Genomic DNA, 23257 nt, shown 5'->3' with positions numbered 1-23257 from the left:
CGCTTTTTATGTGAACTGGCACTCATATTGCTTATTAAGTGATCTAGGATTCTGCCCGGCGAGTTGGGGCGAAAGGACGCGTTTGTTTTTACTAGATGAGGTATGCGCAATCACCGGTTGTGTGAGCGCGTAGGAAACAGGAACCGGCCAAGCTGGCCCATAGATTTGTGACCATAGAGATGACACAGAAGAACGCCTTGGGGATTTTTAGACGCCTGTTGCTGGTGTTGCTGACGGCGACCGTAGTGGGAGGCTTTATCGGGCCTGCCAATGCTGAGTACGGCGATATCGTGATTAATAACTACTCCGATGGCGCGGGTATGCGCCCCGCGGTTTTTCCGCACTGGTTTCACCGTATTCGCTTTCGTTGCAAAGTGTGCCACGCCGACCTTGGATTCAAGTTCCAGGCGGGCGGTAACGACATCAACATGCTCAAGATCATCGACGGCCAGTTCTGTGGCGCCTGCCATAACGGTGAGATCGCCTGGTCGGTAGAAAACTGCAACCTGTGTCACTCGGGTACGCCGGGTACACCGACCCAGGTTCACCAGAGCACTGTGCAGCAGTTGGTTGCTCCCAAGCCAAAAGCGACCAAGTAACAGGGGTAGTAGACGTGAAAAATTTCAATATTGAACTGGGTAAATCCCTGGTAATGGTTCCCGTCCTGGTCCTCGGGCTGATGGGCAGTGCACAAGCGGCTGATACGGCTAAAGGTAAAGAAATTGTTAATGCCAACTGCGCCGGCTGTCACGGTGTTGGTGTTATGGGAGCCCCGAAAATTGGCGACAATGCCGACTGGAGCAAGCGAGTGGCCCAGGGCTTTGGTGCCTTGGTCGATAACGCCGTCAATGGTAAAGGCAATATGCCCGCCAAGGGTGGCAACCCCGCGTTGAGCGCCGGGGATATTGAAAATGCGGTTGCCTTCCTGCTTGAGGATGCCAAGGTCAAACTGAGCGATAAGCAAAACACCAAGCCAACGGTTGCCAAGGCGGCAGAAGCCAAGCCCAAAAAAGAGGCCGCAGCGGCCCCCAATGCCGAGGCTAATGCACAGCCAACGGCGGCCGCCAACGCTGCTGGCGCTGCCAAGAAGAAGCCGGTGAACACGTTTAACCGCCTGATGAAGTCGCGCGCCGAGTGGAACCCACCTCCTTTTGAAGATGGCATTCACGATCCGGAAAACGAGGACGTGTACGCTCTGCAGCAACCCAAGGAGGCCTTCGCTTCCATGCCCTCTAACGCCTTTGGTAACCATGTTGACTGGGTAAAGGCGCTGGAAAACGGCGATATCAACCCGCGTTTCGACCGCATGGATCCTAACAAGAAGCCGTTCGTGATGGATCTGAATATTGTGCGTGAGGTGAAGGGATCAATGCCCAACGTGGTATACCCTCACAAGCAGCACACTGAGTGGTTGGATTGCTCCAACTGCCACCCTGCGATCTTCATCCCCAAGAAGGGCGCCAACCAGATCAGCATGGCGTCGATCCTGATGGGTGAAAAGTGTGGTGTATGCCACGGTAAGGTCGCGTTCCCTGTGTCTGAGTGCCGTCGTTGTCACTCACAGAAGAAGTAATGAACCATGTTTTCAGGCTCTATCACTCTTCGTTGGTTGTTGCTTCCGCTTTTAGCGGGGGCATTGACGGTCAGTGCTGTACACATTGCAGCAACGGACAACGATGAAGCGGCTGCGCGCCAGAAGCTGCAGTTGGTGCAGAGCATGATGCAGGGCAGTGAAAAAATCCAGGCCATTGAGCAGAGCGATAATGGCGGGGCCAAGTCACTGCTCTCAATGGCTCGCCAGACCATGCATGCCGCCGAAATACAGCTTGAACTGGGGGCCTACAAACAGGCTGCCCAGTTGGCCAATGAAACGCTGCGGCTGCTGTCTGGGGCGACCGGTCGTATCACTCAAAAGCCGCAGCAAGTGACGAGCGGTGAGTATCTGGCCCTGCGCGAAAGCATTCTGGCATTTATTGGTTCGCTCGAAAATCAACCATCTACTCCCGGTGTTCAGGAGCGACTGGCACAGGTTCAGGAGCAGCTCGACCTGGCCCAGCAGCAGCGAGCATCGGGTGAGGGGTTGAAAGCGCAGGAGACCCTGTACCTGGCCTATAACTCCTTGGTTAACTTTATCTCCGAGTTAAGGGATAAGCAGACGGTGGTGCATAGCCTGAACTTTACTTCACCCTCCGAGGAGTATGAGTATGAGCTGCGGCGCTTGAAGAGTTACCAGGCGCTGCTACAGATGACACGATCAAGCGGCAAGAGTACCGCCAGTGATGATAAAATATCGGAGTATCTCAAACTGGCAGAGACTAAGCGGGCACAAGCACTAAGCTTTGCCGAGAGTGGCCAGATGGAACAGGCTATTGACAGCCTGGAGGGTGCAGCGAAAGAGATGTCGCGCGCGCTTCGTACGGCCGGTGTCATGGTTCCCTAATCGTTTGCTATTTGATAATTCGAGACAACTGATGAACAAGTCAACACCCTGTAGATCATTGATCAAGTCGCTTTCCCTTGCCTCAGCGACACTGTTTTCGGTTGCCCTGAGTGTCGGGCTGGCTGCCCAGCCCTTGATGATTGCCCAGGCGGGAAGCGATCCGCGCATGGGCTTCGCGAGCAACCTGATCTATCGCTCCACCGCAGCGCAACAGATTGAAGCCAGTAACGACCCCAAAGCTGCCGAGCTTCACCAGCGCGCCAAAAGCCTCTATGAGCAAGCCCAGGAGCTTGAGGGGGAGGATTCCAAGAAGGCATTGGACGAAGCCCTCAAGGTGATGTTCGAAGCCGTTAAGTCCGCCGAGCCTGCCGAGGTTCGAGAAGCCAAAGACAAAGCTGACTACGACAAGAAGCTGGAAAGCGTACAGGCGCTGTTGAAAGCTTTTGATGCCGTCGCTGCTGAAAAAAAGGCGGATAAAATCGCCAAGCAGACCCATGCCGAGGTGGACAACCTCATTGTCAGTGCGCAGCAGCTGCATGATCGTAAGTTGTTCACCCAGGGCAAGGGGGTGCTCGAAGGGGCGTTGAATACGATCAAGACCAATATTGAAGGGCTTCGCGGTGGGGATACCCTGGTGCGCAGCCTGAACTTCGCGAGCAAGGAGGAGGAGTACCACTACGAGGTGGATCGTAATGATACTCACCAGATGCTGGTTAACGTACTGCTCAAGGAAAAGCGCGAAAAATCACCCTCGATTGCACAGGCCGTCGACGCCGCACTTGAAACAGCCCTTGGCTTTAGAGAGAAAGCAGAGGCGCTGGCTGCTGATGGCAACTATCAGGAGGCGATTGACCAACTCGACCTTTCCACCAAAGAGTTGGTAAAAGCGATTCGACGGGGCGGTGTTTACATACCCGGTTAAGTCTGCCTGAGGGGCGCCTGTAAGGCGCCCTCGCCATTTTACCGGCTGCCTGATTGACCCGCGCAGCCCCCTGTTTTAATGTGCTATCCATCAAGGATTGATTTCAGGAGAGCATCTGGTGTTGTCCCAGCTTGTCCATTCGTTAAACACGCACTTCCATCTCGCCGACCTGATTGCGGCAAAGAACCACTCCGACGACTTTAACTACACCCGAGCCGGCTATATTGCCCGTCGAGTCCGGGTACTGACCTTTTCCTTCGCCCTGCTCGGTATCCTCTGGATTCCTGTCGACCTGGCAACGCTCAGCGGTGACTATGCATTTTCGATTACCATCGCCCGGGTGGTGTTGGCCGGTGCCCTGTTGGTGATTGGACTATCCAGCTTCAAGCTTCGGTCACTCAATCAAAATCGAGTATTGCTCGGGTTGTTGCTGCTGGCGTTGGGCGGCTTCTATTTTTATGCCCAGTGGGTTCTGGGAGAAGCGGGTCGGCAAGGGTTCGCGATGGGATACTCGTTTTTGCCTTTTGTGTACATCGCTGCCCTGACCATCTTCCCCCTTAGCCTGCGTGAGGGGTTTGTTGCCGGGGTGCTGGTCCTGGTTTGGCTGGTATTGGCGCACCTGATGCGCGGCGGCTTAATGACCACTCCGGCCCTGCTCGACTTCTGGTTGATCTCTCTGCTGATGATGATCGCGCTATGGGCCCAGGCAAGCTACCTTAACCTTCTTCTGCGACTCTACCGCCAGGCGACCACGGATCCCCTGACGGGGCTTTTCAACCGTGCCATGCTGATGAGCAATATGGAGCTGGCCATCTCTGAAGCCCAGCCCGATGAGCACTTTGCCATATTGATGTTTGACCTGGACTACTTCAAACGTATCAATGACACCTACGGTCACATGACCGGTGATGAAGTGCTGCGCGAGTTTGCCAAGCTGGTCAAAGCTCACCTGCGCCCCACCGATGTGGTGGGTCGCTATGGAGGGGAGGAGTTTGTTGCCCTTTTACGTGACGTGGATGAGCAGCAGGCCCAGAAGATGGCCGAACGGCTTCGCCAGGCTTGTGAGCTGCATCCGATCAAAACCCCGGGTGGCGAGACGCTGAACTTCACCACCAGTATCGGGGTCACCCTGAGCGGGCCGGGCAATAGCATCCAGAGCCTGCTCGAGAAGGTGGATGACCTGCTTTACGACGCCAAGCACAATGGCCGTAACCGGGTAACCTTCGTCTCTATGGCTGCCTGACCCTCGGGTCTCCTACGTCCTTGCGTGGGAGCCCGGCAGCGGGAGCACACCTATGATATTTAACGCCATTACCCGCATTGGTCGGCGGGGTTTGCTGGCCGACCTGGTGGTTGCCACCTTCCCCCTCCTGATGCTCACCCGTGCGTTGCAGGTGGACGCCAACTTTGGCGGCATGACCGATTGCCGTACCTGCTTTGCCTGGGCGGCCATTGCCAGCGATAGCGGCCTGTTTGTATTGCTTTTGCTGCTCTACGGCATGCTGTTGGTGACGCCGGGGAGAGCTCTGCAACTGCTCCTGAAACTGCTGATGTTGGGGCTGCTGCTGCTCTATCTGGTGGACCTGATATTGCTGGATATGATGGCGATCCGCCTCAACTTTTCGGAGGCCCTGAAATACGCAACAGCCATTGGGCCGACCTACGACATTGTGCGGGGGTATATCGCTGAGGCGAGTCCGCTGTTGTGGATCTCGGCGGCACTCGGGGTTGTGTTGGTGGTTGCTTTCCTGCTGGCGCCGGTCACCGCGGGCCGCTGGCGCTGGCGTGCCCTCGGCCTCTGTGGCGGCCTGGCGGCCCTGCTGTGGCTTTTTGTTCCCCGTGTGGCCTACGTTCACTCCTGGGGGTATGAAAATGTAGTGCAGGTGAACCTCTCCAGTGGCGTCATGGTTGCCTACAGTGACCCTTTCATCGCCGAGCTTAAGGAGCGCAATGAGTCCCGCGATGCCCTCGCCTGCCGGGATACTCCTGCGCCCGCGTCGCGCCCCAACATCGTCCTGGTGATACTGGAGTCCTTCTCCATGCACCACAGTAACTTCTTCTCCGGGCTAAACGATTTCACCCCGCAGCTTGATCGCATCGCCCGTGAAAACCGGGCCCACACCAACTTTCACGCCAACGGTTTCACCACCGAGGCGGGCCTTTTAGCGCTACTTACCGGGCGTATCTCCCTCCCCATCGTTGAGGAGAACAACCTGGGAGCGGGGGTCAGTTTTCAGGGGGGCTTTAACCTCGAGGAGACCCTGCCCAAGCGGCTCAGGTCGGAGGGTTACTACAGCGCCTTTCTCACCAGCGGTGACCTGGGGTTTCTCGATAAGGAGGCCTGGCTGAAAAGCATCGGCTTCGACCACACCGAAGGTCACCAGCAGCGCTTTTATCGCAACTGGCCCCGCTTTCACTTTCAGGCGGCCCCTGACCGCGCCCTCTATCTGCGCTCCCAGCGGGTGATAGAGGCCCTGGAGCAAAGGGATAGACCCTTCCTGGCGGTGATTGAGACGGTCAGTACCCATCTCCCTTTTATCAATCCCGAAACCGGCGAAAGGAGCGAGGCCGCCGCCCTCGCGTATGCCGACAGGGCTCTGGGAGAATTTTACGACCGCATGGTGCGCAGCGGTTACTTTACCCGCGGAGGGGTGATGCTGATTGTCTCGGACCACCGCACCATGACCCCGATCTCACCGGGGGAGCGGGAGCGGTTTGGTGACCGTGCCGAGTCGCTGGTTCCCCTGGTGGTGGTCGACCCGGAGCGGGCCAGCAAGGGGATCGACACCGCCCTCGGCCAACAAACCGATCTGGTTGAATCCCTGCTGGGGCGCGTATCGGGCCGCTTGTGCCCATCGTTTTTCGGGAGCGACCTGTTCGACCCCGCCAGCAGTGCGGATTGTGTCTTTCATGGCTCGGGGGTGGTGAAGGAGCGGGTGTCAGTGCTGTGCAGCGGGGCACCCGCTGCGGTGGTGCGCCTCAACGGTGACGATACCGCCTTCGAGGGGAAGGCTCCAGCCCGGGGGCAGTTAATACTCGATTACCTCAACAGCGAGCGGCTGCGCCGGCTGAGCGGGCGCTATAACCTCAACTAGGTCTTCCCGCTCGCTACACCGCCCCTTTATGGGGCACCTGGTTGATAAAGGGGATACCGAAGAAGGTCATGAAGGAGATGGCGAACACCAGGATCGCCAGCATGGCCGAGTAGAGTGGCTGTGGCCGGAAGGTGACCCGGCAGTGCAGCGTAAAGGCCAGCAGCAGCCAGCTGGCAAAGGCCCAGGTCTCGAGCGGATCCCAGGCCCAGTATCGACCCCAGGCCTCCTGTGCCCAGATGGCGCCGGCCACCAGCATCAGGCTGTCGAAGATCAGTGCCAGCAGGATAAAGCGGTAGCTCAGCTCATCCAGCGAACGGTTGTCGGGTAAGCGGGCAAAGTTCTCCTTGATAAAGGCCCCTTCTCGCAGCAGCACTACCATAGCCAGCCCGAAACTCACCAGCAGCGCCCCCATAAACACCTTGCCGAAGCCGATGTGGACGTACAGCCAAACGGTCTGGTAAGTGGTGGGCAGTATGCTGTCGTGATCGGGCATCATCATCATCCACCCCATCATCATAAAGAGTACCGGTAGGACAAAGACGGCGATGGGGCGAATGGCACGGATACGCCAGTAGACGATCGAAAAGAAGAGGGTCAGGCTCCAGATATTGCTGGAGAGAATCTCGAACATGGTATTGAAGGGGCCATGCCCCAACCGCTCCCAGCGCAGGCCAATGGCCAGCGTCTGCAGCAGCAGGCCCAGCAGCATTAAAGCCAAAACAGTGCGCTCCGGGCGGCGTTTGAATACGGTGGCGATGATGGCGGTGCAGCCTCCGGCCACATACACCATCAGGCTGGCCCATAGCAGCAGGGTTTCATTAGGCATCGTTGGGCTCCTTCGTGTATTCCGGTTGATCCGCCCTGTTCCAGGGGGTTGAGGTTACTCGCTCCCATAGGTACCAGCCCAGAAACCCGATGGCAAGCAGGCAGGTGGCCAGCAGCCAGGGGATGGTCCAGTCATAGAACACCTCATAGCCGATCCAGCGGTGCAGGGATTCAAAGCGGAGCTGGCCGCCGGGCAGCAAAAGCGCCTCTCCTTCCTGTAGGGGGTGTCGTTGCTGTTGATGGCGAACCACCAGCTGGTAACGCTCCGGCACCCTGAATTCCGGGTAGAAAAAGCTTTTGCGGGGGCTGAGGATCTCCAGCCCGGTCCAGATCGGTTCGCCGTTTGGCAGTGTCCACTCCAGCCCCTGACCATCCGGCTCGCTGATGATATCGGGAAAATCGACGCCGCCAAGCACCTCAGCACTGCCGTTATCCGGAACCCATCTCAGGAGGGCGGTAAAGCCGAGGTTGAGGGAGACACCCAGACGGTAACCCTCAACATTTAAGGGGGTTGTATCATCGATGTAGATGGGCGCACCGGTGCCGGGCTGGTAGAGCAGGCTGCGGGTGGTACCGCGGCGGCCTTCCTCATCAAAACGCGCCTCGAACCCCCCCTGAATCGGCCCCTCAGCCAGCGGCAAGGGGCTGATCCAGGGGTGCAGCGGGCCCTGGTGCAGGACGCCATCCAGCTGCTCAAAAGCCTCTCCCTCAATCAGTGTGGCCCACCCCTTGAGGTAGGTGGCTCGGCTCAGGGCCAGCAGGACCAGCAGCGTCAGCAGCGCCAGGTGAAAAAGCAGCAGGGGCAGGCTGCTGCGTATCTTTTCCTTCACCAAAATAGCGCTTACCAGATTCAGCCCCAGCAGGCCGATGGCCGGTGCCAGCGCCGGTGTGGCATCCACCTCAAACTGGATAACCAGCGCCACGCCCCCTCCCAACAGTACCAGGGCCACCAGGGTAAGCCGCAGGGAAGCGAGGAAATCAAGCGGACGGGTCAGCACATTAGCTCTCATATCTCAGCTCGGTATAGGGCCACGCTGGTCCCGTGGCTCTATACCGAGCTCTGCTCAGTAGCCGGCGTTGCGGCGGGCACACATGGTGTCTTCCATGGTGGGCTTATCGTAGCAGTGGCCCTCGCCCCAGCGGCCGCTGCGGGCAAACCCCTGAAGTCTTAATCGGGCGTTCACGTAGTAGGGGGGGTTATTGTAGCCTTCATTATTGTTGAACCCGCCGGGGCGGATGCTGACGCGGCTGCCGGCCTCGATGGGTTGGCCGATGGTGCACAGGCCGCTGGGGCCCCTGACCCCGTAGATGTTACGGTCGATACTACGGCAGATCGCTTCCGGGCCGATATCCTCCAGGTTCACCAGAAACGCCTTGTTTTTCCAGCCGTGCACCACCGCCACGTGGCACCAGGTGCAGACCATATCCACCTCGACGGCGGAGGCGTGGAAGGTGTGGCCGTTGCCGCCGGGGTCTTTGTCGCAAGCGCTGCCTACCCCATCGTTGGAGCAACCCAGGCTGGAGCCGAAGCCACTGCTGCCGCCAAGGCCTTCGGTACCACTACCCCGGTACTGGCCCTCGTAGTGGCATTTGAAACAGAGCCCCCGGCCACCGACGGTGGTTAGGTCCTGGCCGATCCCGCGCTTCATCACGCCGCGCAGGATAAAGTCGTTGTTGGAGCCGTGGGGGCCCCAGGGTTTGGTGCCCGGGGTGGAATTTTCCGTGGTCCCGTTACTGGCCCCGTGGCAGTCGGTGCAGTACATGGTCTGGTTGCCGACGTTGTTGTCCCAGGGGGCGCGCCAGTTGAGGCGGTTGGCGCCCCGGGTCAGAGGGGTTCGGCCGGTTGGTGCCATTACCGGGTGCCAGCTGCGGTGGTTGTTGGTGTTGAAGGTGGCGCCAGCATCGGTACCGTTAGAGACCTGCCCCTGGTGGGTGCTGGGCGCCTGGAACTCCATCGCCTGGTTGGTGTAGTACAGGAAGTCCGTAGTGGCGGCTCTTGTGCCTGGTGTGCCGGTACTGGGTGTCCCCGGTGCGCCCAGCGCGGGTCGGGTCGGACTTTCCGGGTAGCCATCATCCTGGTAGGCGTAGTTGGAGTGACACTTGAGGCAGATCTGGTATTCGGCGGTGACCCGCTCGTTGCCGGTGCCGTACTTGATCTTGAAGCGAATCGGCATCGCATCCGGGGTGCCGAACTTGCGCCCGTTGGGGCCGCTGTTGTAAACCGGCTCTACGCCCCAAGTGCCGTAGAGAACCCCGGAGATCTCGTTGGTGTGGTTGGTGCTGTCGGTGTGCTCGTGGGTGCCTTGCCCCGGGGTGCCACCGCCATCCCACTTGCTATTGCTAAGCATGCGGTGGGGGTTGTGGCAGTCGGTACACTCGACGTGGCGGTTGTTAAGGTTGCCGTAACCCAGTGCCAGGTTGCCGTTACTGTCCTCCCCACTGGCGTCCAGGTCGACATCCCCCTCAAAGAAGTCCGCATTGGTAATATCGTGGGTTTCCACTCCGGCGGCCTGTTGGCTGCTGCGAATGGGCATGGCGCGGTTACTAAGCTCAAACTCATCCTTGATGTTGGGGGCGGTTGTGCCCACTTTCAGGGCGTTGGTGTTGTCATCGGCCCGGTGGCACTGGTAGCAGGTTTCCTCCAGGGCGGGGTTCCCGCCCTGCTTGGCTTGCTGAGCGGCGGGGGTATCGTCGGTCCCTTCGCGCAACAGGCGACGGGATCCCTCCACCGTGTGCGTGTCGTGGCAGTTTAGGCAGGCGGCTTGCCATACCCTCAGGTCGCGTGGGAAATCGCGCATATCGGCAGACCAGATACGGTACTGGTCATCAGCGGTGTTGGCTGCGTGAACTGAATTGGCCCAGGTTTGCCCCAGTTTGTCGTGGCAGGCCAGGCAGACAATATCGTTATCCTCATCAAAATCACCCCCTACGGGCGCATTCATCTGGTAGCGGCGAGTTCTCAGGAACTTGATGTTGTTGGGGTCTTCGGTGGCCGCAATACTGGTACCCGCGGGCAGGTCTTGGCCCGATACGTGGGGGTCGTGGCAGCTGGTGCACTGCACCTTGCCATTTTTGTCCAGTGGCGTCAGGGGGTGGCGCACGCTCGGGTCGCTGCTTTTGGGGTCCGGGGTCCTGATGTGAGTGCCATCCGCGTCTTGTGGATCCCGCAGCTCACCATCGGCCGCCGCCAGTCGACCACCGACCTTGCTGCTGTCGAAGTCGAAGGAGATCGGGTGGTCGTTGCGCAGGTCGGTGCCCAGGTTGCGGGTAAAACCGGTGTTGAGCCCCAGACCCGAGGGCATGACACCCCCTGCGCCGGTGCCGCTCATGCTGATGCTGACGTTGGTGTTGCCCTCGAGGACATTGACGTTGCCGATCGCCAGGGTGCCGTCGTGGCAGGAAAGGCACAGCTTGGACGCACCACCGGGGTTGGCGTCCACATTGGCCTGCATGGAGCTGGAGTCGTATGTGATATAGGTCTCGTTGGAGAGGTTACGGTTCCAAAGTGGTCCTTCGGCGTTGAGGTTGGCGCCGTGGGGCGTGTGGCAGAAAGCGCAGATCTGGCTTTCGCCGGTGGCCTTGACCTCTCTGGGGTCCGTTGCCTCTGGATAGGCGTTGGAGAGGTTATGCTTGGTGCTGCTGATATCCGCACTTCGAGGCATATTGGGAGAGGGGGCGGCGACTGCGTTGGCACCCCAAAGGAGCAAAAGCAGCGGTAGGCTTGCTGCTTTTACGATATGACTCATACCTCGATTACTCATTACCGCTCCCCAAATACTGAAAGATGGCAATACGCCCATTCATCATATCAGCAATGTATATTTTATCCGTGCTGTCTACCCAAATGCCCGCTGGCAGGAAAAAATGGCCAGCTTCAACGCCTGTTCCACCTATGGGTAAGAGAAACTCACCTTTAGGGCTAAAGACCAACAGGTGATCAAAGTAAGACTCCATGGCATAGATATTTCCTTCGCTGTCGGTGGCCACCCCCTTGGGTCGAGAAAACTGGCCCACATTAATCCCTCTTTGGCCTACGGTCATCTGTGGGGTTCCATCCAGGCCAACTATCTGGATTCTGGCATTGAGAGTATCTGCCACATAAAGCTGCTGACCTCTTATGCTGAGGTGTGTGGGTGCATTGAAGAGGCCAGGGGCATCTCCGCTGGCGCCTATGGTATCGATCAGCTCACCCCCTGCATTGAACACTTTAATGTTGTCGGCTTGGGTGTCTGCTACATAGATAAAGCCGGTAGCGGGGTCTTGTGCAATACCTGTTGGTCGCTCAAGGGCGCCTTTCCCAAATTGGCTGAGGGGGCTTCCGTTGGTGTCCAGCTCAAAGACTTCCTTTCTTTCCGCATCAGTCACCAAGAGGGTGCCGCTGTTGGTGAGCGTGATTCCTACCGGTGTTGCAAAGCCGCTTGACCGGTCTGCGTTGTACCAGACCTCCATCTCACCTTGAGCATACTTGAACGCTACGACGGCCTGACGGCCTACATCGGTTGTGAAGACGTTACCCTGGCTATCAGCGACAACCGACTGGGGGCGCTCCAACACCACCGGTTCATAATTATTGCCGATGATCCCTGCGATGAATTCCCAAATGCGTTGGGCGGTTTGTTTGGTCTCTTTTATCTCATCCTGGAAGTTGCTTTCGCCGACCAGATCACCAATGTAGGCGTAACGGGGTTGTTCGGGGGGAGAGGGCCACATGCGACCAGTTTGGTCTGAGGCCTCGGGCAGCTCGAAACTCATTGTACGGGGGGAGGAGCTGCAGGCAGCTATCAGGGGGGCGATGACCATTAACGCCAACAGGTAGAAAACGCTTTTTGTCGGTTGTGCGGAAGCTGTCATCGCTGTGCCTGGGCCCCAATCGTTGATGTGTCTACCAGCGGCCGGGGCCGGAAGTTTCATTTGAGCCGCGAATCCCGCTCTTGAGCCCCGGCAGTCCAGTGTGGCAGCGGTCACAGTGCTCGGTAGACCAGGCGATTTGCCCGTTGTGGCACATGCCACAGAACTGGCCCTCGATAATCTCAGCCATGGTGACATCGTTTGCCCCGGCACGCATCTCAAAGCCCAGTTCGTTGTGACAGACTTTGCAGCGAAAGCGGATGCGGTGGAACCAGTGGGGGTAGATCACAGGCCGCATGCCCGCCGCTTCGGCGTACTTGTTGAGCACCACGTCTGCGTATTCGGCCTGGGCTGGCAGGGGTGATAGCACCGTGACCGAGGCCAAGAGGGCGCAAAGAAATACAGGGATCCGGTATGTCATTCGAGAGGGGCCTCCACCTTGAAATCTTCGCGGCTTTCACCCTCTTTATACTGGGCACCAAATTGGCCTTTGAAACTGTTGCGAGGCACGCTGTGACAGCGGTTGCATTCGGTCAAGGGGAAGGATACGGCACCATGGCATCGGCCGCAGTACTCCCCTTGCAAAATGGAAAACATATTGACTGGCGTGGCATCCACCTTGTCGATAAAAATCTTGTTGTGGCAGTTGTTGCAATCAAGCCATTCAGTGTGTTGGCGGTGAGGAAACCGCACCAGATGCATTTCACCGGTGTTATTCATGATGATGTCGAGATCAATCACCCGAATGCTGGTATCGGGAAAAAGGTTGGTTCGTGGAGCGATAAGGCCGTCCTGCAGCGCCTTGATCCAGTTAACACGGTTGCCGGCATAGTCGTAAGGCAGACCGGATAGGGCATCGCCTGGCTGTTGCAGCTCATCCAGTGCATCGTTGGAAGGGTCGTGGAGGCCATCATCTTCCAGCCTTTGCCATTTGCTGGGGTCGGCCGCCAGAACCGATACACTGACGAAACAGAGCAGCAAGAAAAGGGTGATGCTGATCACGTTTGGCTTGGTTATTGCTTTTGTCGGCATGGTGGGTTGTGGGATCGCCCTGTTGGTTGTGATCACGGATTGCCAGCCAGAGTGCTGATGGCTATTAACTTAAGCAAGGATTATGCCTTTAATGGGGTGGTGGGCGGTACTCGTACACCCGCTACTATAAAGCGTTTTTCCGGTGGGTGCAGCACTGTTAACGGTGTTTGGTTCAAGGCATGGGAGGCCTAAGGATGGTCAAAAAATGACTGGGCAAGGGGTGTTGCGTGTGGCGATCGCGCAACTCGCTCTGGCGGCGTTGCTGGCCGTTGTGGTGTTGCTCTGGCGCGCAGGGTCGGCCGTTGAGGGGCACCTGGACGGTATGGCGTGCAGCACCTGCCACCTTACCCGGGACGATGGTGGTGTCGACCCCGAAATGGGTAACCTGTTGATCAGTGCCCAGGAGAAGATGTGCGACAGTTGCCATGCCGGCGCCTCGGTCGCCAGCCACCCCAGTGGGTTTGTGCCTTCGGCACCGCTCGCCAATGCGTTTCCCCTGGACTGGAAAGGGGAGATGACCTGCAGCACCTGTCACGATGTTCACGGCACCGAAAAAGGACTCTTGAGGGTAACCGATCAGGGGAAAGTTTTTTGTGAGCGTTGCCACAATTCGGAATTTTTCCTGAATATGAGAGACCAGGGTCAGTCGCTGATCAACTCCGGTCATATCGATACCCGCCTCGATGAGATGCAATTAGGGGATCTTGACCCCTATTCTCGCGCCTGCATCGAGTGTCATAGCAAACAGTCAGACCAGCTGGGGGCAAACCCCGTTACCCTGGCGGGCGCAGGGGTTGTAAAACACGACGCCAGCCGTTTCAGTCATCCGGTGGGGCGCTCCTATGAAGTGGCGGAATCCTATGGCGGTTATCGTTCCCGTAATAGGCTGTCCCCCAGCGTTGTACTGCCGGGAGGGGTGGTCAGTTGTATCTCCTGTCACGAGGTATATAGTGATGAGCATGGCAATCTGGTGCGCTCCAATGAGGGCTCCCAGCTTTGCTTCTTATGTCACGATATTTAGTGTGGACGTCTGGCCCGTGCGGGGCACAAGGAGGGTGAGTGGGATTTGAGGTGCAGAATCTGCGTCGTCGACATTATGTCAGTTACCGCATTCAGGGGCGCTTGCTGGCTGCCCTGATTCTGTTGGAAGTCGCCATGGTGGTGCTGGCGGTTGTCTATCTCTACGGTCGCTTTGATGCGCTGCTGGAGGGGCAGCTCTACAGCGTGCATCGGGCGCCCGCGGGGTGGCTCGCGTCGCAGATGCTGTATGAGCTGGTGGTCACCGTTGCGGTGATGAGTGTGGTCAACGCGATCGCGCTGCTGGTCGCCCATCTGCTCTGGCAGAGTTACGTCGAGCGGGTTCTGCTGCAGTTTGGTAGCCAGCTGGAGCGGATGAAAAGGCTGGACTTCAGGGATGAGGGGCAGCTCGACCCCGAGCTTCATGAGAGCATTGCCATGCTCGCCCGCTGGTTGCAGACCGAGCGCGGAGTGGCCCTGGAGCTTAAGGCACTGGTGCCGCTCCTGGAGCAGGCTCCGGGCATGTCCGGAGATGAGCGCAAGGCGCTCGCCGAACGCCTGGAGCGGGTCGGGCGCATGCTCACCTGAGCGTTGGGGGGTTAACTGACCCTGTTCACCGTGGCGGTCTTGATCATGTTGTCCTTGATCAGAACCGTTTCGATACGGTAATCATTGACGGTCAGGCAGATGTTGTTTTCCGGAATAGACTCCAGTCGCTCAACGATCAATCCGTTCAAAGTTTTGGGTCCATCGCTGGGTAGCTCCCAGTCCAGGGCTTTGTTGATCTCGCGGATGGTGGCGGTGCCATCGATATAAAAGCTGCCATCGCTGCGGGGGGTGATGTCCTGGTTGATGTCGGCAACATCGGTGGTGAACTCGCCCACGATCTCCTCAAGGATATCGTCGAGGGTGATCATTCCCTGCACGTCACCGTATTCGTCAACCACAAAGCCTAGCCGCTGCTTCTCCTTCTGGAAGTTGAACATCTGGGTGTGCAGGGGGGTGTTTTCGGGCACGAAATAGGGGTCGCTGGCCTCCTGCAGCAGGGCAGCTTTGGTTTGCTCCTCGCGCATCAGGAAGCGGGAAAAGTTGCGCATGTGCAACACCCCGATCAGGTTGTTGATGTCGCCCTTGAAGATGGGCATACGGGTGTGCTGGCAGGCCCGCAGCTGGTCAATGATGGGTTTGAGGTCATCCTCGATGTCGATACCGATGATCTCGTTGCGGGGGATCATGATGTGCTCTACCGATACCTTCTCCAGGTCGAGGATGTTGATCAGCATGCCCTGGCGCTTTTTGGGTAACTTCTGCTTGGATTCGTGAACCACCGTCCGCAGCTCCTCGGCGTTGAGGTGGTGATCGGTATGCGCCTTGGGGTTGACGCCGAACAGGTGCAGCAGGCCATTGGCAATGCCGTTGACGACCCACACGGCGGGGTAAAGTAACCACAGCAGCGGGATCAGTAACAGGCTGGCCGGGAAGGCGATCCCTTCAGGGTGCAGGGCGGCCAGGGTTTTGGGGGTGACTTCGGCGAAAATCAGGATGACAAGGGTCAGAGCACCGGTGGCGATGGCGATACCGGCGTCGCCCCACAGCCGTACCGCAATCACGGTGGCGATGGCGGAAGCGAAGATGTTCACAAAATTGTTGCCGATCAGGATGATGCCGATCAGCCGGTCGGGGCGCTCAAGCAGGCGGCTGGCACGCAGGGCTCCCGGGTGTCCGTTCTGGGTCAGGTGTTTAAGGCGATAGCGGTTGAGCGCCATCATTCCCGTCTCTGAACTGGAAAAGAAGGCAGAGAATAGGATCAGCAGACCCAGGGTGGCAAAGAGGTAGCCCAGGGGTATGTCGTTCAAGCGGGTTGTTCCCTTTCGGTGTTTAGGACTCGCAGTGTAGTGAAAACGGTGGGTTTATTGAAGTAGCAGGTCCAGAACAAATTTGCTGCCGAAGTAGGAAAGCATCAACAGGGCAAAGCCGGCCAGGGTCCAGCGCGCCGCCGTATAGCCTCGCCAGCCCCACTGGTGGCGGCCCCACAGCAGGATGGCGTAGACCAGCCAGGCGACGATGGAGAGTACGGTTTTGTGTACCAGGTGCTGGGCAAAAAGATCCTGGATGTAGATCAGGCCAGTAGCCAGTGACAGGGTTAGCAGGATCATGCCGGCCCAGATGAACTCGAACAGCAGGATGTCCATGGTTTGCAGGGGGGGGAAGATTCGTCCCAGCCCGCGGGGGTGTTTGCTCTTGATCCGGTGCTCCTGGTAGGCCAGCAGCAGGGCCTGCACAGTGGCGATGGTGAGCAGGCTATAGGCGGTGATCGACAGCAGGATATGGATGATGGTGGGCGCCTGGGTGTTTTGCAGGATCGCTTCAGGAGTGGCTCCCGTGGTGGCCAGCAGGACGCAGAGAGCGGCCACCGGGATCAGACCGGCAAACAGGCTCTCGACCGGCTTTTTGAGGCTGCTGATCAGTACCACCAGGATAATCGCCCAGGAGATCAATGAGCCGACATTGAAGAAGCTCAGGTTGATGCCTTGGGCGGTATGCAGGGTGAAGTAGATGCTGAAGGTCTGGGCCAGTGCGCCACCTAAGGCCAGCAGCTGAAGCAGGGGCTTGTTAACCGGGCGGGCGCGCAGCAGCGCCGGAATCTGGTAGCCTGCGGCCACCGCGTAGAGAAGGATGGAGATGGTGCTGGTGATAATAATATTCATGGTGGCCACTGTTTTTTCCAGGTCGCAAGTGTGGCACAACCGCGGCGGGTGGTGAAGCTGGAGCGCGGAAAAAAGGGGTGAATGGCGCAGCAGTGAGTTCTGGTTAGCGTTTATGGGTGGCTGCGCCCCGGTGAGCGATGCTCTGCCCGGATGCCCTTTGGTCTCGCCGTCGGCTTCGGGTATAATGGTGCGTTATTTTAATCTCTTCACTTCCGGGTCGGTCCCGGTGGCCGCAATAAGGTAGATCGATGTTCGAGAATCTCACAGACCGCCTATCCCATACGCTGAAAAACGTTACCGGTAAGGCGAAGCTCACCGAAGACAATATCAAGGATACCCTGCGCGAAGTTCGCATGGCGTTGCTGGAAGCGGATGTTGCGCTGCCGGTGGTCAAGGATTTTGTGGAGCGTATCCGTGAGCGGGCGGTGGGGCAGGAGGTGCAAAAGAGCCTGAGCCCCGGCCAGATGTTCGTCAAGATTGTCCAGGGCGAGCTGGTCAAGGTGATGGGCGACGCCAACGAGGAGCTCGACCTGGCTGCGCGTCCGCCCGCCGTGATCATGATGGCGGGCCTGCAGGGGGCGGGTAAAACCACCTCCGTGGCCAAGCTCTCGAAGTGGCTGAGCGAGCGCAAGAAGAAGTCGGTGCTGGTGGTGAGTGCCGATGTGTACCGCCCGGCAGCGATCAAACAGCTGGAGACACTGGCCTCCGAGGTGGGGGTGCACTTTTTTCCCAGCAGTGCCGACCAGAAACCGGTCGCGATCGCTGAGGGTGCAATCACCGAGGCCCGTAACAAGCACTACGATGTGGTGATAGTCGATACCGCCGGTCGTCTGCACGTTGATGAGCAGATGATGACGGAGATCCGCGACCTGCACGCGGCGATTGACCCGGTCGAGACGCTGTTTGTGGTGGATGCCATGACCGGCCAGGATGCCGCCAATACCGCCAAGGCGTTCAACGATGCGCTGCCGCTCACTGGCGTCATTCTCACCAAGGCTGATGGTGACGCGCGTGGTGGTGCGGCGCTTTCGGTGCGACACATTACCGGCAAGCCGATCAAGTTCCTCGGTATGGGGGAGAAGACCGATGCCCTCGAGCCGTTCCATCCCGACCGTATCGCCTCCCGTATCCTGGGTATGGGGGATGTGCTCTCGCTGATTGAGGAAGCGGAGCAGAAGCTCGATAAGCAGAAGGCCGAAACCCTGGCCCGCAAGATCCAGAAGGGCAAGGGGTTTGATCTCGAGGACTTCCGTGACCAGCTGCAGCAGATGAAAAACATGGGGGGGATGGCCTCCATGCTTGATAAGTTGCCCGGCATGGGCAATATGGCGGCGATGGCGCAGCAGAAGATGGCCGACGAAAAGCCCTTTGTGCAGATGGAGGCGATCATCAACTCCATGACGCCCCAGGAGCGCCGTTTTCCCGATGTGATCAACGGTTCGCGCAAAAAGCGGATCGCGGCGGGATCGGGTACCCAGATCCAGGATATCAACCGCCTGATCAAGCAGCACAAGCAGATGCAGAAGATGATGAAAAAGGTCTCCCGCAAAGGCGGAATGGCCAATCTGATGCGCGGTCTGGGGGGGATGAAGGGTGGTCCGGGCGGCATGGGCGGCATGGGCGGTATGATGCCCCCCGGCGGTCGCTTCCCCGGCATGTAGAGGGTTTTGGGCCGGTTTCCCCTATTTCTTCTTTTTACAGGTGAAATAGGGGTTTTCATTGTGAGGGTGATCCCGTAAAATGTGCGCCCTTTAGGGCTCCGGCTCGTTTGTTGTAAGTCAAAGAGGCATGGTGCCTCCCGTTCAACTCTAGGAAATACTGATTCATGGTAACTATTCGTTTGTCCCGTGGCGGCTCCAAAAAGCGCCCGTTCTACCACCTGACCGTGGCCGATTCCCGCAACGCTCGCGATGGCCGTTTCATCGAGCGTGTTGGCTTCTTTAACCCGGTAGCACGTGGTCAGGAAGAGCGTCTGCGCGTAGACCAGGAGCGTTTGGACTTCTGGGTAGCCCAGGGTGCCACTCCGTCTGAGCGCGTTGCCAAACTGCTGAAAGACGCAGCTGCTGCCTGATCTGTTACTCACAGAGGGTTGAATAGTGGCGTCCGCCCAGCACAAAGAGCAGATCGTTCTCGGGCGTATAACCACGGTTTACGGGGTTAAGGGCTGGGTGAAGGTGCATTCCTACACTGAGCCGATGGATAATATCCTCGACTACCCCCAGTGGACCCTGAAGCAGCAGGGCCGTTTGCAGACGGTCGAAATTGACCAAGCCCGCCGCCATGGCAAGGGCCTGGTTGTACACCTCAAGGGGTGTGAGGATCGTGAGATCGCGCGGACCTATACGGGAAGCGAAATACTGGTCGAGCGGTCACAGCTACCGGAACTGGAGGCAGGGGAATACTACTGGCACCAGTTGCAGGGGCTGAAAGTGTTGGTCGACAGTGAGGCAGAAAGCGGTAGAGCCGACGCATTACTGTTGGGAAAAGTGGCTCAGCTGATGGAAACCGGCGCCAACGATGTATTGGTGGTGCGGGCATGCAAGGGCAGTATCGATGAGCGGGAACGCTTGGTACCCTACTTGCAGGATCAGGTGGTCAAAGAAGTAAATCTCGATGAGGGATTTATCCGGGTCGATTGGGATCCGGAGTTTTAGTTGTGTGGTTTGGGGTTGTTTCACTCTTCCCGGAGATGTTCAAGGCCGTCACGGAGCAGGGCATAACGGGTAGGGCGGTGAAGCAGGGCCTGATCGAGGTGAATATCTGGAATCCCAGGGACTTTACCCACGATAGGCACCAAACGGTGGATGATCGCCCTTATGGCGGTGGTCCCGGCATGTTGATGAAAGTTCAACCTCTGCGTGACGCTATCCATGCGGCCAAAGCGGCTGCTGGAACTGAGGCCAAGGTAATCTATCTTTCGCCGCAGGGTCGTAAGCTCGACCAGGCGGGTGTGATGGAGCTGGCCAGCCACCAACGGCTGGTATTGGTCGCAGGGCGATATGAAGGCATTGATGAGCGGGTTGTTGAAACCGAGATCGATGAGGAGTGGTCCATTGGTGACTTTGTCCTCAGCGGCGGTGAACTGGCAGCCATGACCTTGATCGATGCGGTCTCACGCTTTGTCCCGGGAACCCTCGGTCATGAGGACTCCGCCCAGGAGGACTCGTTTTCTACGGGTCTGCTCGACTGCCCACACTATACTCGTCCCCCAGAGATTGAAGAAAGAAAGGTTCCTGATGTGTTGCTCAGTGGCAATCATCAGATGATCCGGCGCTGGCGATTGAAACAGTCGCTGCTTCGCACCTGGTTGCGACGCCCGGATCTGCTGCAGGGTCTCGAGTTGGACGCTGAACAGCAACAGTTGTTGGATGAGGTTATTCGTGACCACCACGACAACGAGGCTTAGGCCCCGGAAGCGCGGAACGGTCTGGGTAGGTTAATTGCTTTTTTAGATGGAGTAGACCATGAGCAAGAACAAGATCATCGCTGCGATCGAAGCGGAGCAGATGTCAAAAGAGATCCCTGCATTCGGCCCCGGTGACACCGTTGTCGTACAGGTTAAGGTAAAAGAGGGTACCCGTGAGCGTCTGCAGGCGTTTGAAGGTTTTGTTCTGGGCAAGCGTAACCGCGGCCTGAACTCTGCTTTCACCGTTCGCAAGATGTCCAACGGTGTGGGTGTTGAGCGTACTTTCCAGACCTACAGCCCCCTGGTAGAGAGCATCACTGTCAAGCGTCGCGGTGACGTGCGTCAGGCCAAGCTCTACTACATGCGCGATCGTACCGGTAAGAAGGCGCGTATCAAGGAGAAGCTGGGCTGATCCAGCGCCTCGAGCGTATGAAAAAAAGGCAGCCAGTGGCTGCCTTTTTTATGGTAAGCAGGCCTGGGTGGAATAAGATTTGCTGTTACGCTTGAATAATCGGTTTTAATAGGATCGCTGTGATGCCAATAGGAGATGATCGGTGAAAGTTTTTGTAGGGTTTGAAGGCGGTAGGCTTGCTCGGCTAATGCCTTGGTTCGTCGCTTTGCTCGGTTTCTTATATGGCTTGGCCCCTATAGTCGATACCGATGTTTGGATGCACCTCTCACTGGGTCGATATATCACTGATTCTGGTTTTCCGGAATATGAGCCCTTTGCTTTTTCGGTAGATCAAGAGCCGTTTTTTTTTAGTTCCTGGCTGTTTGCGGTTGCAACTTACGCCCTGTTCCAGCTTTCGGGCTATGCGGGGTTGGTGGTTTTAAAGGCGAGCTTTATCTCTCTGCTGTTTGTAGTGCTTTATCGTTACGCACTCTATCGTTCGTCCAGCCCCTGGATATCCTTTTTAATTATCGTCGCAGCGATGCCACTGCTATTGCCGCGCTTTGTTCTACGCCCCGACCTTCTTTTCTTTTTGATTCTGGTGTCGATCTTTTATCTGATGGCTCTTGGGCGCCAACAGTGGCGTTGGCTTTTGCTGGTTCCTTGGCTTGCCATGCTCTGGAGTAACGTTCACTCCAGCGTCATTGTGGTTTTGGTACCCTTGGTTTATGGCACCCTGAAGGCGGTGTTTGAAACCCGCGGGGAGTCATGGAGTCTTTCCCGCCCGGATCTTCGTCAGCTAAGTATCTTCGCGTGTCTGGGTGTGATCTCTCTGTTGGCAACGCTGATTAATCCAAACGGCTTGGACCAGTTTTTATATGGATTTTCAGTGATGGGGCAGACCTTTTTCAAAGAGATGATTATTGAGTTGCTGCCGCCAAGCTGGGAGCAAAACGCGCTCCATCTCTCGATTGGGCTGGGTGTTGCCCTGTTTCAGGCAGTTTTTGTTATTTATAGTCTTATTAAAAAGCAGCTCGGGTTATCAAAGTTGATGGATGTCTCGATGGTGCTGGTTTTTTTTGGGTTGTTTTTAACCAGCAGCCGTTTTTTTTACCCTTTTGTTGTGGTGTCCATCCCCGTGGTTGTTTACCAGCTATCAAGGGTGTGGCTGGGGGTTGCTTCCTATATGGAAGACTATGGCCGGAGAGTCTGGTGTAGAGCCATAGCGCTTATTGCGGTTGGAGGGGTAATGATTTACTCGCTCCACGAACTACCCGCCCCTGGGCTGTCGATGAGCCCGGTTCAGATTCCTGAAGAGGCCATGACCTATCTTGATCAGGTTGGTCATAGGGGTGCTTTATTCAATTCGTTTCGACTCGGTGGCTATATCATATGGCGTGATTTTCCTTCCAGGAGGGTGTTCGTCGATCCCAGGGGGAAAATACCGCAGTCGTTGCTGGAGGAGCATTCCAGCGGCCACAACAGTTTCGATGTGCTGACCGAGCTGTCTGACCGCTTTGGATTCAGCTTTGCGGTATTGGCCAGGGGAACCATGGGATTTGGCTACCCGGATGCGGCACTGAGCGGCTTTCCTAATCCGGACTGGGCACTGGTTTATTGGGATGACAAAGCGGTTGTCCTGGCCCGGCGCGACCGGCCCGAGGCCGCTCGGGCGCTGAGAGATGAATATCGGGTTTTTCATCCGGAGTTTGTGGCGATGCTGGGTACGAGCAAATTCAATTTGTCCCAAACTTCGCAGCTACTTGAGGAGATCGAGCGCAATCTGGAACTGACGGAATCGTTGGAGGCGAAGATATCCAAAGCGGTTTTTTGGATCTCTCGCCAGCGCTTTGATCGGGCCGAGTCGATACTGGCTCCGCTTGTGGCTGACAATGAACAGCGGAGTAAAAGCCTGGCCTCCTATTGGATGGGTGCTCTGAGCAAGCTGAAGGGGGACCTTGCGGCTGCGCGCCGCTACTATCACCAGGCGCTCTCCATGGCCAAGTTTACCGGGGTCTACCTTGAGCTGGCGGAGCTCAGCATGGCCTTGGGAGATTACTCCACCGGCATCGACTACGTCGATCAGTTGTTGGAGCGCGAGCCGAACAATCTTCAGGCCCATGCGCTCAAGGTTGTACTATTGCGCCGAGCAGGAAAAGAGGATCAAGAAGTTAAGGCGCTAGAAGCCAGATTAGAGATGCTACAAAATTTGGATCGTCTTGTTGAGTCCGGTATTGCGGCTTATCGGCGAGGGGAGTTGGAACTTGCCGAAGATCTGTACCAAAAGGCATTGGCGGAAGACCCCGAGCGAGGCCCGGCCTATTACAACCTGGCTATCCTTGCACGTAAGAAGGGGGAGGCGGCCAGGGCTGTCGATCTGTATTCAAAGGCCGTGCAATTTGACACTAATTTAACGCGGGCCTATTTCTCTATTGCCCAGATCTATCAGGAGGAGGGTGCGTCTGATAGGGCCATAGAGTTTTACAGAAAGTACGTAGATGCAGTACCTGCAGGGCGTTTGTCCCGAGAGGCGAGAGCGGCATTAAAAGCCTACGAGGTTCCCAATTGAACGC

Annotated in this window: 22 protein-coding genes; 14 read left to right on the top strand and 8 right to left on the bottom strand. The window is 57.4% G+C overall.

Translation table 11 applies throughout. The features are described 5' to 3' along the window. The first annotated feature begins 197 nt into the window (after nt 1-197). The 6 genes from D0544_RS09395 (at nt 198) to D0544_RS09370 (ending at nt 6457) form a co-directional block, all read left to right on the top strand. Nucleotides 198-599, top strand: coding sequence for a c(7)-type cytochrome triheme domain-containing protein (locus D0544_RS09395; protein WP_207905810.1), 402 nt, complete (start codon nt 198-200; stop codon nt 597-599). A 14-nt stretch (nt 600-613) separates the two neighbouring features. After that, nucleotides 614-1573 (top strand): c(7)-type cytochrome triheme domain-containing protein, encoded by a 960-nt coding sequence (locus D0544_RS09390; protein ID WP_207905809.1) that lies wholly within the window; start codon nt 614-616, stop codon nt 1571-1573. Between the two features lie 6 nt (nt 1574-1579). After that, entirely contained in the window at nt 1580-2440 is an 861-nt protein-coding gene (locus D0544_RS09385) for a hypothetical protein (RefSeq protein WP_125015684.1), read from the top strand. Between the two features lie 31 nt (nt 2441-2471). Further along, a complete protein-coding gene (locus D0544_RS09380) occupies nt 2472-3362 on the top strand; it encodes a hypothetical protein (protein WP_125015683.1) in 891 nt (296 codons plus the stop codon). A 118-nt stretch (nt 3363-3480) separates the two neighbouring features. Continuing rightward, nucleotides 3481-4605 (top strand): GGDEF domain-containing protein, encoded by a 1125-nt coding sequence (locus D0544_RS09375; protein WP_125015682.1) that lies wholly within the window; start codon nt 3481-3483, stop codon nt 4603-4605. A gap of 52 nt (nt 4606-4657) precedes the next feature. Next, complete coding sequence (locus tag D0544_RS09370; protein WP_125015681.1) at nt 4658-6457, top strand: LTA synthase family protein; 1800 nt, start codon at nt 4658-4660, stop codon at nt 6455-6457. 13 nt (nt 6458-6470) lie between these two features. On the opposite strand, the gene ccsA is transcribed toward D0544_RS09370, so the two are convergent. From ccsA to D0544_RS09340, 6 genes are read right to left on the bottom strand one after another with little or no spacing between them, the layout of a single operon-like run. After that, nucleotides 6471-7283, bottom strand: a complete 813-nt coding sequence (gene ccsA / locus D0544_RS09365; protein ID WP_125015680.1) for a cytochrome c biogenesis protein CcsA — start codon at nt 7281-7283, stop codon at nt 6471-6473. Beyond that, nucleotides 7276-8292, bottom strand: coding sequence for a hypothetical protein (locus D0544_RS09360; protein WP_125015679.1), 1017 nt, complete (start codon nt 8290-8292; stop codon nt 7276-7278). Before D0544_RS09360 ends, ccsA begins: the two co-directional genes overlap by 8 nt. 54 nt (nt 8293-8346) lie before the next feature. Next, the gene (locus D0544_RS09355; protein ID WP_164880887.1) at nt 8347-11043 is read right to left on the bottom strand and encodes a cytochrome c3 family protein; all 2697 of its coding nucleotides are present in this window, start codon (nt 11041-11043) and stop codon (nt 8347-8349) included. After that, nucleotides 11036-12133 (bottom strand): 6-bladed beta-propeller, encoded by a 1098-nt coding sequence (locus D0544_RS09350; RefSeq protein ID WP_207905808.1) that lies wholly within the window; start codon nt 12131-12133, stop codon nt 11036-11038. Before D0544_RS09350 ends, D0544_RS09355 begins: the two co-directional genes overlap by 8 nt. A gap of 31 nt (nt 12134-12164) precedes the next feature. Further along, nucleotides 12165-12551: a c(7)-type cytochrome triheme domain-containing protein gene (locus D0544_RS09345; protein ID WP_125015677.1), complete on the bottom strand. Its 387-nt coding sequence runs from the start codon at nt 12549-12551 to the stop codon at nt 12165-12167. Beyond that, the gene (locus D0544_RS09340; protein WP_207905807.1) at nt 12548-13132 is read right to left on the bottom strand and encodes a c(7)-type cytochrome triheme domain-containing protein; all 585 of its coding nucleotides are present in this window, start codon (nt 13130-13132) and stop codon (nt 12548-12550) included. Before D0544_RS09340 ends, D0544_RS09345 begins: the two co-directional genes overlap by 4 nt. A gap of 235 nt (nt 13133-13367) precedes the next feature. On the opposite strand from D0544_RS09340, the gene D0544_RS09335 reads away from it, so the two are divergent. After that, the gene (locus tag D0544_RS09335; RefSeq protein WP_125015932.1) at nt 13368-14183 is read left to right on the top strand and encodes a cytochrome c3 family protein; all 816 of its coding nucleotides are present in this window, start codon (nt 13368-13370) and stop codon (nt 14181-14183) included. A 38-nt stretch (nt 14184-14221) separates the two neighbouring features. Continuing rightward, the gene (locus D0544_RS09330; RefSeq protein WP_125015676.1) at nt 14222-14767 is read left to right on the top strand and encodes a hypothetical protein; all 546 of its coding nucleotides are present in this window, start codon (nt 14222-14224) and stop codon (nt 14765-14767) included. Nucleotides 14768-14778: 11 nt separating this feature from the next. On the opposite strand, the gene D0544_RS09325 is transcribed toward D0544_RS09330, so the two are convergent. Together D0544_RS09325 and D0544_RS09320 are read right to left on the bottom strand one after the other, a co-directional pair. Beyond that, nucleotides 14779-16035 (bottom strand): HlyC/CorC family transporter, encoded by a 1257-nt coding sequence (locus D0544_RS09325; protein ID WP_125015675.1) that lies wholly within the window; start codon nt 16033-16035, stop codon nt 14779-14781. 54 nt (nt 16036-16089) lie between these two features. After that, nucleotides 16090-16887 carry a cytochrome C assembly family protein gene (locus tag D0544_RS09320; protein WP_125015674.1) on the bottom strand — a complete coding sequence of 266 codons (798 nt, stop codon included), beginning with the start codon at nt 16885-16887 and terminating at the stop codon, nt 16090-16092. A gap of 248 nt (nt 16888-17135) precedes the next feature. On the opposite strand from D0544_RS09320, the gene ffh reads away from it, so the two are divergent. The 6 genes from ffh (at nt 17136) to D0544_RS09290 (ending at nt 23253) form a co-directional block, all read left to right on the top strand. Then, a complete protein-coding gene (gene ffh, locus D0544_RS09315) occupies nt 17136-18548 on the top strand; it encodes a signal recognition particle protein (RefSeq protein ID WP_125015673.1) in 1413 nt (470 codons plus the stop codon). A gap of 164 nt (nt 18549-18712) precedes the next feature. After that, a complete protein-coding gene (rpsP, locus tag D0544_RS09310; RefSeq protein WP_125015672.1) occupies nt 18713-18958 on the top strand; it encodes a 30S ribosomal protein S16 in 246 nt (81 codons plus the stop codon). Between the two features lie 25 nt (nt 18959-18983). Continuing rightward, entirely contained in the window at nt 18984-19541 is a 558-nt protein-coding gene (gene rimM / locus D0544_RS09305) for a ribosome maturation factor RimM (RefSeq protein WP_207905806.1), read from the top strand. A 2-nt stretch (nt 19542-19543) separates the two neighbouring features. Then, entirely contained in the window at nt 19544-20293 is a 750-nt protein-coding gene (trmD, locus tag D0544_RS09300) for a tRNA (guanosine(37)-N1)-methyltransferase TrmD (protein ID WP_125015670.1), read from the top strand. A gap of 58 nt (nt 20294-20351) precedes the next feature. Continuing rightward, nucleotides 20352-20705 (top strand): 50S ribosomal protein L19, encoded by a 354-nt coding sequence (gene rplS, locus D0544_RS09295; protein ID WP_125015669.1) that lies wholly within the window; start codon nt 20352-20354, stop codon nt 20703-20705. 142 nt (nt 20706-20847) lie between these two features. Next, nucleotides 20848-23253 (top strand): tetratricopeptide repeat protein, encoded by a 2406-nt coding sequence (locus D0544_RS09290; protein WP_125015668.1) that lies wholly within the window; start codon nt 20848-20850, stop codon nt 23251-23253. The last annotated feature ends 4 nt before the right edge of the window (nt 23254-23257 follow it).

This window comes from Aestuariirhabdus litorea, from assembly GCF_003864255.1.
Classification (GTDB): domain Bacteria; phylum Pseudomonadota; class Gammaproteobacteria; order Pseudomonadales; family Aestuariirhabdaceae; genus Aestuariirhabdus; species Aestuariirhabdus litorea.
The sequence above is the reverse complement of the archived record's forward strand: the minus strand, read 5'-3'. Positions and strand labels throughout refer to the sequence as shown.